The organism is Nocardioides sp. NPDC057577, assembly GCF_042801335.1.
GTDB lineage: Bacteria > Actinomycetota > Actinomycetes > Propionibacteriales > Nocardioidaceae > Nocardioides.
In genome coordinates, this window is the sequence record NZ_JBHVGB010000158.1 from 1 (window position 1) to 15,162 (window position 15,162).

The window sequence follows — 15,162 nt, forward strand, 5'->3', positions numbered from 1 at the left end:
GGCGTGTCGAGACCAACACGGTCCCCTGTCGCGCTCGATAGGACTGTGTTGGTCTCGACACGCTCGGCCGCAGGCGGCCTCGCGGCTCGACCAGCGGGGCCGGCGGGTTACAGCCCGAGGTGGCGGCTGATGATCAGCTTCTGCACCTCGGTGGTGCCGCCGTAGATCGTCTGGATGCGGCTGTCGACGAAGGCCTTGGCGATCGGGTACTCCATCATGTAGCCGTAGCCGCCGTGGATCTGGACGCCCTGGTCGACGAACTTCTTCTGCAGCTCGGTGGTCCACCACTTGGCCATCGAGGCGAGCACGGTGTCGGCCGTTCCGGCGTTGAGCTGGGTGACGGCGTCGTTGAGGAAGAGGCGGGCGAGGTAGGCCTCGGTGGCCATCTCCGCGAGCGTGAACGCGGTGTTCTGGAAGCGGCCGATCGGGCGGCCGAAGGCCTCCCGGGTGCGGGCGTAGTCGAGGGAGAGCTCGAGGACCTGCTCGACCGCGGCGACCGCGATCGAGGCGACCGAGATGCGCTCCTGCGGAAGCAGGGTCATCAGCGAGATGAAGCCGGAGCCCTCCTCGCCGAGCAGGTTCTCCTTCGGGACCACCACGTCGGTGAAGGAGAGCTCGGCGGTGTCCTGCGCCTTCATGCCAACCTTGTCGAGGTTGCGGCCGCGCTCGAAGCCCTCCATGCCGCGCTCGACCACGAGCAGCGAGATGCCGTGGGCGCCGGCGTCGGGGTTGGTCTTGGCGACCACGATCACCAGGTCGGCGTTGATGCCGTTGGAGATGAACGTCTTCGAGCCGTTGAGGAGGTAGTGGTCGCCCTTGTCGACCGCGGTGGTGCGTACGCCCTGGAGGTCCGAGCCCGCGCCCGGCTCGGTCATCGCGACGGCGGTGATGATGTCGCCGGAGACGCAGCCCGGCAGCCACCGGGCCTTCTGCTCCGCGGTGCCCAGGTGCGAGATGTAGGGGACGATGATGTCGGTGTGGACGAAGAATCCGGGGCCGCTGGCACCGATCTTCGCCATCTCCTCGTGGAGGACGGAGTTGAACCGGAAGTCCTTGATGCCGGGGCCGCCGTACTCCTCCTCGACGTCGAAGCAGAGCAGCCCGGTGTCGCCGGCCTTCTTCCACAGCTCGCGCGGGACGATGCCGTCCTTCTCCCACTGGTCGTGGAAGGGCACGACCTCCTTCTCGAAGAAGGCCTTCGCGGTGGCGCGGAAGTCCTCGTGCTCGGCCTCATAGATGGTGGGCTTCTCGGGCATGACACTCCTTGGTCGACGTTCGATCTCATCGGGCCCACGACTGTGACGCAAGACACCGACGGAGCAACTGTGACAGTAACACTGGCGAAGTAGCAACACTTTGGTCTACGGTCCCTGGCTATGACCGAGGTGACCGATGAGCTGATGACGATCGATGAGCTGTCGACCGCCACCGGGGTGTCGGTGCGCACGACGCGCTACTACGCGAGCCTCGGGCTGATCCCGCCGGCGATCAGGCGTGGCCGGGTGGCCTACTACGGCCCCGAGCACCGTGCCCGCCTCGACATGGTCACCGCGCTCCAGGAGCACGGGTTCACCCTGCAGGCGATCGAGCGCTATCTCGCCCGGCTGCCCGCGGAGACGACGCGGGAGGATCTGGCGATGCAGCGCGCCATGATCACGTCTTGGGCCACGGAGCCGACCGATGACATCCAGGCCAGGATCGGGCGTGAGCTGATCGCGCTGGGGCTGCCTCGCGATGCGTTGGCGGCGGCGTACGCGGCGACCTCGCGCCTCATGGCGGACCTCGCCGCCGAGCTCAACACGATCCTGCGCGACCAGGTCATCGACCCGTTCAAGCGGACCCATCACACCGCGGAGGAGGCAGCTCACCTCGAAGAGGTGCTCCCGCGGCTGCGTCAGCTGACCACCGAGGCGATCGTGGTGAGCTTCCAGGACGCGGTGAACCGGACGATCTCCCGCAATCTGTCGTGAACCTGTTGACTGTGACAGTTTTAGTGTCACAATCGGCGCATGGCTGAAGCATTCATCTATGACCACCTGCGCACGCCGCGCGGGAAGGGTAAGAAGACCGGAGCGCTCCACGAGGTCAAGCCGATCGACCTGGTGGTCGGCCTGATCGACGAGGCCCGCAAGCGCAACCCCAACCTCGACCCCGCGCTGATCGACGACGTCGTCCTCGGTGTCGTCACCCCCGTCGGCGAGCAGGGTGGTGACATCGCCAAGACCGCCGCCATCAAGGCCGGTCTCCCCGAGACGACCGCCGGTGTGCAGCTCAACCGTTTCTGCGCCTCCGGCCTCGAGGCCGTGAACCAGGCCGCCTCCCGCGTACGCGGCGGGTTCGAGGACCTCATCCTCGCCGGTGGCGTCGAGTCGATGAGCAAGGCGCCGATGGGCAGCGACGGCGGCGCCTGGGCGCAGGACCCCGACACCGCCCTCAAGACCGGCTTCGTTCCCCAGGGCATCGGCGCCGACCTGATCGCGACGCTCGAGGGCTTCAGCCGCGCGGACGTCGACCGTTACGCCGCGCAGTCGCACGCCCGGGCGGCCGCCGCCTGGGAGAACGGCTACTTCAAGGACGCCGTCATCCCGGTCGTCGACCAGACCGGTCTGACCGTGCTGGACCACGACGAGCTGATCCGCCCGGGCACCACCGCCGAGACCCTGGCCGGCCTCAAGCCGTCTTTCCTCCAGCAGGGCCAGGAGGCCGGCTTCGACGACGTCGCGCTGGCCAAGTACCACTGGGTCGAGAAGATCGACCACGTCCACCACGCCGGCAACTCGTCGGGCATCGTCGACGGTTCCGCGCTGATGCTGATCGGCTCCGAGGAGGCCGGCAAGGCCAACGGGCTCACTCCGCGTGCCCGGATCATCTCGGCCGCCGTCTCCGGAGCCGACCCGACGATCATGCTCACCGGCCCCGCCCCGGCCTCGCGCAAGGCGCTGGCCAAGGCCGGTCTCACCGTCGACGACATCGACCTGTTCGAGATCAACGAGGCGTTCGCGGCGGTCGCGATGCGGTTCATGAAGGACATGGGCATCGACGAGTCGGTCACCAACGTCAACGGCGGCGCGATCGCCATGGGTCATCCGCTGGGCGCGACCGGTGCCATCATCCTCGGCACCCTGGTCGACGAGCTCGAGCGCCAGGGCAAGCAGCGCGGCCTCGCCACGCTGTGCGTCGGTGGCGGCATGGGTATCGCCACGATCGTCGAGCTGGTCTGACGCGTCCGCGAATGCTCACCGAGGTAACTCGGTGAGCGCCCACATCCCTCGTGGAACTCCGCGAAGGAAGCGACAACTGACCGAGGTACCTCGGTGAACATCCCGGGCCGCGCCCCGGCACAGACTTGAAGGAAGACACATGAGCGAGACCGCAGTCCGCTATGACAAGGATGGCGACGGGATCGTCGTCCTCACCCTGGACGACCCGAACCAGTCGGCCAACACCATGAACGAGCTGTACAAGACCTCGATGGCGGAGGCCGTCGAGAAGCTGTACGCCGAAGCAGACGACGTCACCGGCGTCGTCATCGCCTCCGCGAAGAAGACCTTCTTCGCCGGTGGTGACCTCAAGAACATGATCCAGGTGCGCCCCGAGAACGGCGCCCAGGTCTTCGAGGAGGTCGAGTCGATCAAGGCGACCCTCCGCAAGCTGGAGACCTTCCCCAAGCCGGTCGTCGCGGCGATCAACGGCGCCGCCCTCGGTGGCGGTCTGGAGATCGCGCTGGCTGCCCAGCACCGCATCGCGCTGGACGCCCGCTACGACATCGGTCTGCCCGAGGTCTCCCTCGGTCTGCTCCCGGGCGGCGGTGGCGTCACCCGCGTCGTACGCCTGCTGGGCATCATGACCGGGCTGATGGATGTCCTGGGTCAGGGCACCAAGTTCAAGCCCGCTGCCGCCCTCGAGAAGGGTCTGGTCCACGAGCTCGTCTCCTCCCCCGATGAGCTCGTTCCCGCCGCGAAGGCGTGGATCAAGGCCAACCCCGACGAGATCGCCCAGCCGTGGGACAAGCCCGGCTACAAGATGCCCGGTGGCAAGCCGACCTCGCCGGCGCTCGCGGGCTTCCTGCCCGCGTTCCCGCCGATCCTGCGCAAGCAGCTCAAGCAGTCCGACATGCGTGCGCCGAAGGCGATCCTGTCGGCTGCGGTCGAGGGTGCGATGGTCGACTTCGACACCGCCACCCGGATCGAGTCGCGCTACTTCGTCTCGCTGGTCACCGGCCAGCAGTCGAAGAACATGATCCAGGCGTTCTTCTTCGACCTCGGCGCCATCGGCGCCGGCACGCTGCGTCCTGACGGCGTCGAGAAGTTCAAGGCCACCAAGGTGGGTGTGCTCGGTGCCGGGATGATGGGTGCGGGCATCGCGTACTCCTTCGCCCGTGCGGGTGCCGAGGTCGTCCTCAAGGACGTCGCCATCGAGTCGGCCGAGCGCGGCAAGGCCTACACCGCCAAGCTCAACGAGAAGGCTGTCTCGCGCGGCAAGCTCACCCAGGAGAAGGCCGACGAGATCCTCAACCGGATCACCGCGACGGTCGCCCCGGAGGACTTCGCCGGCGTCGACGTCGTCGTCGAGGCGGTCTTCGAGGACGTCTCGCTGAAGCAGAAGGTGTTCAGCGAGATCGCTCCGTTCGTCAACGACGACGCGGTGCTCTGCTCCAACACCTCCACGCTGCCGATCACCGAGCTCGCCAAGGGGATCGACCGCCCGGCCGACTTCATCGGCCTGCACTTCTTCTCGCCCGTCGACAAGATGCCGCTGGTCGAGATCATCCGCGGCGCCGAGACGAACGACGTCGCGCTGGCCAAGGCGTACGACGTGGTCCAGCAGATCAAGAAGACCCCGATCGTCGTCAACGACAGTCGTGGCTTCTACACCTCGCGCGTGATCGGCACCCAGATCCAGGAGGGTCTGGAGCTGCTCGCCGAGGGCTTCGCGCCCTACTCGCTCGAGCGCGCCGCGACCCAGGCCGGCTTCCCGGTCGGGCCGCTGCAGATCGCCGACGAGCTCAACCACGAGCTCATGGTCAAGATCGCTCGTACGACCCGCGAGGCCGCCGGCATCGAGGAGCTGACCACGACCGAGAAGGTGCTCAACCCCCTCATCGAGGCGGGTCGCTCCGGCAAGCTCAAGGGCGCCGGCTTCTACGACTACGTCGACGGCAAGCGTGGCTCGATCTGGTCGGACCTCGGCAGCGTCTTCCCGGTCGCCGAGAAGCAGATCCCGATCCGGGACGCCGAGGAGCGGATGCTCTTCATCGAGGCTCTGGAGACGGCGAAGTGCTTCGAGGAGGGCGTCATCACCTCCGCCGCGCACGCCAACATCGGCTCCATCTTCGGCATCGGCTTCCCGCCGCAGACCGGTGGTGCGGCCCAGTTCATCACCGGCTACGAGGCCGCTGACGGCTCGATCGGCATCGACGCCTTCCTGGCCCGTGCCGACGAGCTGGCCGAGGCGTACGGCGACCGGTTCCGCCCGACGCAGTACCTCCGCGACCTCGCGGCGAAGGGTGAAGGCTTCCCTGCCTGATCTGGCTCCACAGCGATGTGGTGAACCGGCACGGATCCTGTGAAGGAACCGTGCCGGTTCACTATTTGCGGCGCCGGTGCGGCCGGGCCTGTGCGACTCTTTGCCTTCCGCAGAGGTCGAGGAGGACGTACGTGGCGATGCCGGGCAGCACACGGAGGCGAGAGCTCTGGGTGGGGATCGTGGCCGTCGGGCTGGTCCTGCTGGTCGTGGTCGGGTGTGCGGTCGCGATGCTCTGGGCCCGGCCCGATGGATCGGCGGCCGGGACGACGACGCCGGAGCTGCCGTTGAGGTTCCTCGATCTCTCCGACGAGTGGCGGTCCGTCCCCGGCGTACGCGAGGTGCTGGCCACCGACGAGTCCAGACGCATCCCGGGAGAGGACTTCGGGGAGGCCGACCGCGTGGAGCACTCGGTCAGCGTCGAGGTGTCCCTGGAGGAGGATCTGTCCGGGGCCGAGGCGGCTGCAGCGAGCCAGGAGGTGCTCCGGCTGGTGCGCCCCGAGATCACCCGTCTTGCGCCCGAGGCGGAGGCGGACCGGACCAGCGTCTCGTTCTCGCTGGGCCAGATCCAGGTCACGGTGGGCGAGCGCGGTCTGGACCGCGGGGACGGCATCGGTGATGCGCTCGCTGATGCCGTCGCGCTGCGCGAGGCAGGGGCGACGTCGGTGTCGTCGACCGTCGTCGACCCGCAGACGGGCCGTCCTGCCAAGGCCGACGTGGAGGCGCCGCAGGACCGTCTGGTCGCGCTCGCCACGGTCGCCCGCGAGCGGCAGCGCCCGGTGGATCTCCACGGCGGCGGCGCTTGGTACCGGTCGAACGAGCTGCCCGATCCGGTGGCGGTGGAGCTCGTGGTGGTTGCCTCCGAGCAGCCGTCGGTGACCTCGGCACAGCTGGCCGCTCCGTACGAACCGCTGATCGTCCTGGTCGAGGCAGCCGAGGGCGACCGCGTGATCGACGACGTCAGCCGGTGGCTCACCGGCTACCACGGCTCTCTCGTGCGGTCGGGGCAGCCGCTGGCGTACGCGGTCGAAGGGACGCGCGGCGGCAAGGTCGAGGGCTGGGTCGGCGGAAGGACTCCGGCGCCGACGACGATGCCACCGTTCGGCGATGCCGCGCCCTGGCCGGCCGACCCGGGGGCGCCGTCCTGCCGGCCGTCGGATCTCGAGGTCACCTTCGGTGGCCAGGATGCGGCGCTGGGATCGCGGCAGGCGTGGCTCCGGGCCCGCAACCTCGGCCGTCATGTCTGCGCGATCGAGGGCGTGCCCGTCGTCGAGTTCCTGAATGCTGCCGGTGCTCGGCAGACCGATGTGACGGCCAAGCCCTACGAACCGTCGATGGTGCCCGAGCGTGTCGACGTCCCTCCGTCGCGGTCGGTGATGGCGGTGATCGACTGGCAGGCGATGTCCACCGCGAACGACCCGGACGTCACGACCGAGCTGCTCGTGACCGCGCTGCCTGGCGGCACGCCGATCACGCTCGGTGTCGCGGTGATCGACGGGCCGAGCGATCTCGACATTCTCGACGGGGCCGAGGTCGGGATCAGCCCGTGGGCGCAGGCCGCTGACTGACGTACGCCGGGACGAATGGGTGGCAGCGCCCATTCGGAATCGGGCGCGGGTCGAGAAGACTCGGAGCCATGGGGGAGATGGTGACGGTTCTGGTGATCGCGGCGATCGCGGTCGTCCTCGTGGTGGCCTCGTTGGTGCGGCGGGCCGGGCGCGGTCAGTGCCTGGTGGTGACCAGGCACCGGCGGATCATCCGGATCGCCTCCGACTCGATGACCATGGCGATCCCGGGCTTCCATGAGGTGCTCGAGTGGCCGACCGGGCCGATGGAGATCGCGATCGTGGTCCGGACCCGGACCGGCGACTCCCAGGACGTACGCGTCCTCGCGACCTTCACCGTCGAGGTCGACCCGCCTCGGGTCGGGGCGGCGTACATCGACCCGCGCGCGGTCCTGCACACGGCCCTGGAGCGCCGTGTCGCCGACGCCGTCCGTGCACAGCCGGCGGTGTGGCTGACCGATGAGCGCGACGGGCCCGGTGCCGCCATCACGGGCAACCGGATCGACGGTCTCGCGGCCGGTGTCGTCACCGATGTGGTCATCGACGAAGTCGACCTGCTGCTGCACCCCGGCCGGCCCGACGACTGAGCTCGCCGTCGGGCCGGGACCGGGGTCGGGTCAGCGGATCACGCCGGTCGCCGCCGAGAGGCGGGACGCCGTGTAGTAGCCGGCCTTGCGCCCGGTGACCCGGACGCGGATGCGGTCACCGCGGTCGATGGACCTGAGCCGGTACGTCTTGCCGGTGGCGCCCGAGATGGCCCTGCCGTTGCGCAGCCACTGGTAGGAGTACGTCACCCCGGCCGGCTTCCACTCACCGCGGACCGTGGTGAGCAGGTAGCCCACCCTGCGGGTGCCGCTGATCGACGGCGTGACGGGGGTCAGGTAGCCGGCGCTGATCGCACCGGTCGCCGCGCTCGTCCTGACGCCGGGGTTGGCCGCCGGCCAGGAGGACGAGGTGGCGGTGACCCTGACCTGGATCTTGCGGGTGTGGTCCGATCCGCTCAGCTTGTAGGTCTTCGCGGTGGCTCCCGAGATCGCGGCACCGTTGCGCAGCCACTGGTAGCGCACGGTCGTCGCCGCCGGGTTCCACGAGCCCGGCGATGCGGTCAGGGTGTAGCCGACCCGCTGGCTGCCGCTGATCGTCGGCGCCGCCGTGTTCGCGATCGTCTGCGGGTTGCAGGTGTAGAGCTCGAGCTCGTCGATGAACCAGCCGATCTGTGAGTCGGTCTGGTCTCCTCGGACGACCCACTGGAACTGGACGGACTTCCCGGCGAACGCGGACAGGTCGACCCGGGAGCTCATCCACCCGTTGGAGTCGCCGCCGAAGCCGGTCAGCGGGCTCTTGGGGTTGTTGAGCAGCAGCTTCTGCTTGGGCCCGTTCACCCAGGCCGAGGACGGGATGGCCGTCGTGACCCCGTTGACCAGCAGGCGGGCTTCGCCGCCGTCGTAGTACTCCGGTGCCGGGTAGGCAGGGTCGCTGCCGGTGTACCAGTCGAAGAGGTACCAGTGGCTGAACCGCAGATAGGTCCGCTTGCCGGCCGGTACGTTGATCGCGGCCGTCGTCATTCCGCTCGACGTCGGGTCGCCGTACCGCTCCGGATCGGGGTCCCAGCCGAAGTCGGAGCCGTTGCCGTCACGGTCGTTCTCGGGCACGTTCTGCGCGGCGTCGGGCGCCTGGTGCCACAGGCCGCCGCGGGTGCGCGACGGGGTCGTCATCGTGGCCTTCCCGGTGCTGCCGGCGGGGCAGGTGTTCGGCGCCTCCGCGGGCCGCGTCGCGCCTGCCTTGGTGGGCGACTTGGCCAGCTCGGTCGCGTCGGTGGCGAGGTTGACCTGGGTGCAGTCGTCCGCGGTGAAGCCGGCGGTGCCGGCAGCCACCAGCGCGGAGCAGCCGTTGGCCAGCGTACGGCGCAGGTCTACGTACTGGCTTCCGGAGACGAGGTGCTGGATCGTGTAGAGGTAGAGCGTCGCGGTCTTCTGCAGGGTCGGGTCGCCGCCGTCGATGCCGGTGATGGTGCGGCCGTTGAAGGTGCCGCCCTGCGAGATCAGGTAGGCCGTCTTGTTGCCGACGCCGCTGTTGGTGTGCACCCCGCCGCCGTCGGCGTAGTAGGTCAGGTCGTCAGCGTCCCACAGGGAGCTGGTCATCCGATCGGGCTGGTCGTGCGTCGTCGGGCTGGCGAGGTCGCGGATCGCGCCGAACGAGGAGTCCTCGCCGATGCGCCAGTCGGTCGGCGAGTCGCCGGGCGTGGCGTAGCGGTGGTCGACGATCTCGCCCATGATGTCGGCCATCGACTCGTTGATGGCACCCGACTCGTACCAGTAGAAGAGGTTCGAGCTGCGCTCGATCACGCCGTGGGTGAGCTCGTGGGCGACGATGTCATCGACCACCAGGCCCTGGCCGAGGAAGATCTGCTCGCCGTTCCAGAAGGCGTTGTCCATCGGGCACGGCGGCGTGTAGTTCGGCTGAGTCGGCTCGCAGTAGCGGGTCGTGGCGCCGATCGCCTTGGCGGTGACGCCCTCGGACCAGCCGATCTCCTCCGTCAGATCCAGCCCGAGGGAGGCGTAGAGGTCGGAGGTGGCGCCGATCAGGTCGTAGGTTTTGTCGACGTCGGCCATGCCGGTGGGCGCATCCCCCTCGCGCCGCTTGACCGTGAGGCTCGTGTCGGCACAGGCATCGTCCCGGGCGCGAACGTTGGCGTTGTCGCAGATGCGGCGGTTGACGTGGGCGATCTCGTTGATGTGCATGAGTACGCGGCCGGAGCCGGCGTGGGCGAGCACGGTCTCACGGATGGTGGAGCCGTTGGTCACCGAGAACCGGAAGACGCTGGTCTCGCCGATCTCGGGCCCACGGACCAGGTCGTCGTCATAGAGCCACGTGCCCTCGTCGGCCACGGTGAGGCCGGTGGCTCCGTGGTGGGCCTTGGCGACCACGGCCTCGGCCGCTGCCTCGGCCTTCGCGCGCGTGACATCGTCGGGTGCGGTGATGTCCGCGGTCGTGGCATCGGAGAGGTTGGTGGCCGCTGAGGTGAGGCCGCGGTCCTTGTCCAGCCCGACGACCACCTCGCCGCCGAGGACCGGGAGGCCGTCGACGTACTGCTCGAACCTGGTCACCGACCCGCCGCCGACAGCCTTGCTGGTCGACGCTTCGCGCAGGTCGGTGTCGTCGGTGCCCAACGCCTCGGTGGCGCGGTCGAGCTGGGTCCTGGCCGCCTTGGCGGGCTTGACGCCGGTGCCCAGCGGCTCGGCTCCCTCGGCCTTCGAACCGATGAAGTCGGCCGCGCCGTCGGTGGTGCGATGGATGGTCAGGGGGACGCCGGCGCGGTCCTTGTAGGTCGCGATCGGGTCGGGTTCGCCGGAGGCGGGCGAGGTCATCGGAATGACGCTGAGCCCGCTGAGGGCAAGTGCGGTCGCGGTCAGGGCGACGACGCGTCTACGACGTGACACTTCGACTCCTTCGGGAGTGGGAGCGGCCCGGAGGAGTTTCACGGGCCGACAGACCGCCGGCCCGAACCAGCGGGCAGCAGTCTCCCAGGCGGTCATGGTCGCCGTCGCCCGTATTTCGCGACGTGCGATGGCCGAGACGTCAGCCCCGTCGGCCGAGCTGGCACCGTGGTGCCGACTCGGCCGACGTACGTGACGTCTCGGCGGGGTTGGGTCAGCGGATGGTGCTGGTGGCCGCCGAGGTGACCTTCTTGGTGTGACAGCCCGCCTTGCGGCCGGTCACGCGGACGCGGATGCGGTCACCGCGATCGACGGATCGAAGCCGGTAGGACTTCCCAGTTGCGCCCGAGATCGCGACGCCGTTGCGCAGCCACTGGTAGGAGAACGTGATTCCCGAAGGCTTCCAGGTGCCTGGGTAGGCGGTGAGCAGGTAGCCGACCCTTCGGGTGCCACCGATGGTCGGTGTCGCCGAGGTGAGATATCCGGGAGCTACGGCCGCGGTCGGAAGGGTGGTGCTGCTCCCCGCAGCCCAGCCCTCGCTCCACGCAACGACCCTGACTGTGATCTTGGAACCGACGTCGCTCACGCGCAGCGTGTAGGTGTTGCTGGCGGATTCGGCGACCATGACGCCGTTGCGCAACCAGGTGTAGCTGTAACTCTGCGGCGGATGGTCCCAGGTTCCCTTCGACGCGGTGAGCTTCGAGCCGAGGCGCACGGTGCCACTGATGACGGGGCGGACGGTGGCGCGGATGGACGAGCCCAGGGCGATCGACGCCGTCGGTGCGCTGGCCTTGGTCCCTGAGGCGCCCGCGGACCATTCGGTTGAGCTCGCCGTCACCCTGACGGACACTCGGGTTCCGTGGTCGGCCGCAGCAAGCGTGTACGTCGAGGATGTGGCCCCGCTGATCGGGGAGCCGTCGCGCAGCCATTGGTGGCTCACGCTCGTTGCCGCCGGGGACCAGACGCCGGGGGTGGCCGTCAAGGTGGACCCGACGCGGGGCGTTCCGGTGATCGTCGGCGCGGCGGTGTTCGCCAGCGGAATCGGCTCGCACGTGTAGACCTTGATGTCGTCGAGGAACCAGCCGACGTACCAGCCCAAGCTGTCCCAGGACGCCTCGAAGTAGGGCCTCAGGGTGTGTCCGGCGTACTCCGAGAGGTCGACCTGGCTGGCGTACCAGCCCTTGCCGTCGCGGACGAAAGCGGTCTGGCCGGCGTTGGGGTTGTCGTTGTAATAGGGCGAGCTGGACGTCTGGATGCGGCCGTTGGGTCCGTTGGTCCAGCCGTTGGTTCCCGAACGCCACGTGGTCTGGGTCGTGTCGTCGGTCCAGCCCACGACCCCGCCGTCCCAGGCGCCGCCGGAGTCGTAGTCGAACAGATGCCACTGGCGAAACCACATATAGGTCGTCTGGCCGGCCGGAAGCTCGATGCCGTTCAGCGTCTGGAGCCTGGTCCGGCCCTTCGTCATCGCCCCGCTCCTGGAGGCCGGCGAGTAATGCCACGCATCCTTGCCCGAGGTGGCGTTCGGCCCCCAGTACGTCGATGGGTTGCGGGTCCACGACCCCGCGGCGAACTTCGATGCGGCGTCACCCGTCTCGCTGTCGAAGAGCGTACGCACGGCCGTCTGTGCGGGGCAGCTCATCTGAGCGTCTGTGCGGGTGCCCTCCACCGTCGGGTTCGTACGCAGCTGAGTGACCTCGGTTGCCTGGTGGACGGTCGCGCAGTCCGAGCTCGTGAACCCGACCTTCTGGCCTGCGACCAGGTCGCTGCAGCTCTGCTCGAGCTGGTTGGCCAGGTCGGCGTACTCGGCACCGGGCGCCAGCCTCTGGAGGACGTCGAGGTAGAGCGTCGCAGTCTTGGTGAGCATCGCGTCGCCTGCATCGATGCCGGCGAAGTCGGTCCCCGCGTGGGTTCCGCCCTGCGAGATGAGGAAGGCGGTCTTGTTGCCGACGCCGCTGTTCGTGTGCACGCCGCCGTTGTCATCGAGACCGGAGACGTACGTCGCACTCGTCATCGTGTCGGGTTGGCTGTGCAGCGCGGGGTCCCTCATGCTCCGGATGGCGCCGCCAGGCAGGTCTTCGCCGAGGTCCCAGCCGCTGTCATCGTCGCTGGCAGCGGTGCGGCGGTGGTCGATGATCTCGCCCATGACGTCAGCGATGGACTCGTTGATGGCGCCGGACTGACCCCAGTAGAAGAGTTGTGAGAACTGGTCGATGACACCGTGGGTCATCTCGTGGCCGACGACGTCGTCGGCGATCGCATAGCCGGCGCCGTAGTACATCTGTGTGCCGTTCCAGAACGCGTTGGCGTACGGGCATCCCGACGACGTGGTGTAGCACCAGTTGACGGTCGAGGCCAGGCTCTTGCGACCGTCGGGCTGGGTGAGGCCGATGAGGTTCGTCAGGTCGATGTTTGCGATCTGCTCGTAGAACGAGTCGACCTCGCCGGCCAGGGCGAAGGCGCTCTCGACGTCAGAACTTCCGCCGGCTTCGCCGGTCTCGGTCCTTGCCGGAGCCGTGCAAGGGACGTCCGTGGTGTTCGTTGCGTTGGCGTTGTCGCACACGACCCGGTCGAGCCGCTGGTTCTTGTCGATGTCCAGGAGGATTCGTCCGTCCTGGTCGTCGACGATCAGCAGACGTCGCGCGCCATCAGCGCCAGAGACGTCGAAGCGCCAGCCACTGCGTGAGCCGTTGTCAGTCGTCGTGCCGAACACGGCAGGATCGAAGACCGTCCGGCCGCTGCCGACGACGTCCTCCGACGCGCGGTTCTCCGCGCGCGTCAACGTGGCTGACGCGAGTGAGCGCGCTCGGCTCTCGGAGATGCGCGGCTCGGCGACGGTGGACGTCGCGCTCAGGCTGGAGGCCAGCGAGGCGAGGGCGCGGTCCGGGCCCATCGTCACGACCATCTGGCCACCGAGCACGGGGATGCCGTCGATGCGCTGGTCGAGGCGTACGACATCGGTGCCTGCTGAGGTGCGCGTCGTGCCGGCGGTGGCGAGGGTCGTTCCCGCACGAGCAGCACCGAATGCTGCGCCGTAGCGGTCGACGTGTGCACGTGCGGCGACGGTGGCCGAGTCTGCGCGGTCGACCGAGGGGTTCTCGATCCGTCCGCCGCTGGCACCGGCGAATCGGAGGGTGCCGTTCACGCGGCTGGTGTGCACGCTGCGGTCGGCGTCGGCGTGGAGCCGTTCCGTCGCGATGGTGGGGGCGGGCTTGCTCGCCGCGTGCCCTGCGGGCACGAGATCAGGAGCGAACACGGTCATAGCGATCGCGACAAGCGGGGTCGCGGTCAGCGCTGTGAGCCGGTGAAGGGATGCCATGTGCGGATCCGTTCCGGTGAGTGGAGGTCGATGCGGCGGTGTGTGTGCCGTTGAGCCGACCCGGACCGGCGACGGGAGTCTTACATGCGCGGGGGCGCATCGGCGGCGAATTCTCCGAACCGTGACGGTTGGCGACCGGCGATACCGGCTTGCGAGGGGGTGCATACTCGGTATATACATACTCAGTAAGTACCCAAGGGAGGTGATCGAGTGTCCGTGAAACACGCACTGCTGGCGCTGCTGGAGAAGCCGCGCTACGGCTACGAGCTGCGCGCCGAGTTCGAGCAGCGCACCGGCGCCAGCTGGCCGCTGAACGTCGGGCAGGTCTATACGACCCTGTCGCGACTCGAGCGTGACGGCCTCGTCGAGGCGGGAGGGACCGACGCGGAGGGACGGTCCCTCTACCAGCTCACCGAGGCCGGCCAGGTCGAGGTGAAGGGGTGGTTCGACACCCCGGTCGAGCGTACGCAGCCGCAGCGCGACGAGCTCGCGATCAAGCTCGCGGTGGCGGTCGCGGTGCCGAGCGTGGACGTCGGCAAGGTCGTCCAGCAGCAACGCAACGCGACGATGCAGGCGCTCCAGGGCTACCGCCGCCAGTCCCGGTCCGGGGCCGGCGACGACCTCGCCGGCGGGCTCGTCCTCGACCGGCTCGTCTTCGCGGCCGAGGCCGAGATCCGCTGGCTCGACCACTGCGAGGCCCGGCTCCGCCGGGCGGCCGCCTCGAGCACCGCGCCCGAGCCGGTGGACGGAGACGCGCGATGAACGCCGCCCTCGCCCACGACCTGCGCCGCCTCAACCGCGATCAGAGCCGCTGGCTCGCCGACGCCCGCGAGCGGCTGAGCCGCCGCACCCATGCCACGCCTGCCAAGGCAGGCACCACCCAGACCAAGGAGTCCTCCGATGAGTGATCCCGTCCTCCGGCTCACCGAGGTGAGCCGCGTCCACGGCACCGGCGCCGCCGAGGTGCACGCCCTGCGTGGCGTCAGCCTGGCTGCGTACGCCGGTGAGTTGGTCGCGATCATGGGGCCGAGCGGCTCCGGGAAGTCGTCGCTGCTGACCATCGCCGGCGGCCTCGACTCGCCGACCTCCGGGTCCGTCACGGTCGACGGCCAGGATCTCGGTGCGGCCGGGGTCAGCGGTCGCGCCAGGCTACGGCGTACGTCGATCGGCTATGTCTTCCAGGACTTCAACCTGATCCCGGCGCTGACCGCCGCCGAGAACGTCGCGCTGCCGCTGGAGCTCGACGGCGCCGGGCGCCGTCCGGCTCGGGACGCGGCACGGACGGCGCTCGAGGAGGTCGGGCTGGACGGCTTCGCCGACC

General features: G+C 69.0%; 11 protein-coding genes. 8 read left to right on the forward strand and 3 right to left on the reverse strand.

Annotated elements, in window-relative coordinates:
• Nucleotides 1–107: 107 nt before the first annotated feature.
• Nucleotides 108–1,256: an acyl-CoA dehydrogenase family protein gene (locus ACFU7D_RS23590; protein WP_378871869.1), complete on the reverse strand. Its 1,149-nt coding sequence runs from the start codon at nt 1,254–1,256 to the stop codon at nt 108–110.
• Between the two features lie 120 nt (nt 1,257–1,376).
• On the opposite strand from ACFU7D_RS23590, the gene ACFU7D_RS23595 reads away from it, so the two are divergent.
• From ACFU7D_RS23595 to ACFU7D_RS23615, 5 genes are all read left to right on the forward strand, one after another.
• On the forward strand, nt 1,377–1,970 hold the full coding sequence (locus ACFU7D_RS23595) for a MerR family transcriptional regulator (RefSeq protein ID WP_378871872.1): 594 nt from the start codon (nt 1,377–1,379) through the stop codon (nt 1,968–1,970).
• 39 nt (nt 1,971–2,009) lie between these two features.
• A complete protein-coding gene (locus ACFU7D_RS23600) occupies nt 2,010–3,221 on the forward strand; it encodes an acetyl-CoA C-acetyltransferase (RefSeq protein WP_357337052.1) in 1,212 nt (403 codons plus the stop codon).
• Between the two features lie 139 nt (nt 3,222–3,360).
• Nucleotides 3,361–5,526, forward strand: a complete 2,166-nt coding sequence (locus tag ACFU7D_RS23605) for a 3-hydroxyacyl-CoA dehydrogenase NAD-binding domain-containing protein (protein WP_378871875.1) — start codon at nt 3,361–3,363, stop codon at nt 5,524–5,526.
• A gap of 137 nt (nt 5,527–5,663) precedes the next feature.
• On the forward strand, nt 5,664–7,091 hold the full coding sequence (locus ACFU7D_RS23610) for a DUF4232 domain-containing protein (protein WP_378871877.1): 1,428 nt from the start codon (nt 5,664–5,666) through the stop codon (nt 7,089–7,091).
• Between the two features lie 68 nt (nt 7,092–7,159).
• A complete protein-coding gene (locus ACFU7D_RS23615; RefSeq protein ID WP_378871880.1) occupies nt 7,160–7,675 on the forward strand; it encodes an SPFH domain-containing protein in 516 nt (171 codons plus the stop codon).
• Nucleotides 7,676–7,705: 30 nt separating this feature from the next.
• Here the strand turns inward: ACFU7D_RS23615 and ACFU7D_RS23620 are convergent, their stop codons facing one another.
• Both ACFU7D_RS23620 and ACFU7D_RS23625 read right to left on the reverse strand, forming a co-directional pair.
• Nucleotides 7,706–10,528: a M4 family metallopeptidase gene (locus ACFU7D_RS23620; protein ID WP_378871882.1), complete on the reverse strand. Its 2,823-nt coding sequence runs from the start codon at nt 10,526–10,528 to the stop codon at nt 7,706–7,708.
• 211 nt (nt 10,529–10,739) lie between these two features.
• Nucleotides 10,740–13,841 carry a M4 family metallopeptidase gene (locus tag ACFU7D_RS23625; RefSeq protein ID WP_378871885.1) on the reverse strand — a complete coding sequence of 1,034 codons (3,102 nt, stop codon included), beginning with the start codon at nt 13,839–13,841 and terminating at the stop codon, nt 10,740–10,742.
• A 210-nt stretch (nt 13,842–14,051) separates the two neighbouring features.
• Here ACFU7D_RS23625 and ACFU7D_RS23630 point away from each other — a divergent pair, with 210 nt between their 5' ends.
• The 3 genes from ACFU7D_RS23630 to ACFU7D_RS23640 all read left to right on the forward strand — a co-directional run.
• Nucleotides 14,052–14,603 (forward strand): PadR family transcriptional regulator, encoded by a 552-nt coding sequence (locus ACFU7D_RS23630; RefSeq protein WP_378725578.1) that lies wholly within the window; start codon nt 14,052–14,054, stop codon nt 14,601–14,603.
• Nucleotides 14,600–14,749, forward strand: a complete 150-nt coding sequence (locus tag ACFU7D_RS23635; protein ID WP_378871887.1) for a hypothetical protein — start codon at nt 14,600–14,602, stop codon at nt 14,747–14,749. Before ACFU7D_RS23630 ends, ACFU7D_RS23635 begins: the two co-directional genes overlap by 4 nt.
• Nucleotides 14,742–15,162, forward strand: a 421-nt coding sequence (locus tag ACFU7D_RS23640) for an ABC transporter ATP-binding protein (RefSeq protein WP_378871890.1), incomplete at its 3' end; no start/stop codon positions are given. The genes ACFU7D_RS23635 and ACFU7D_RS23640, both read left to right, overlap by 8 nt.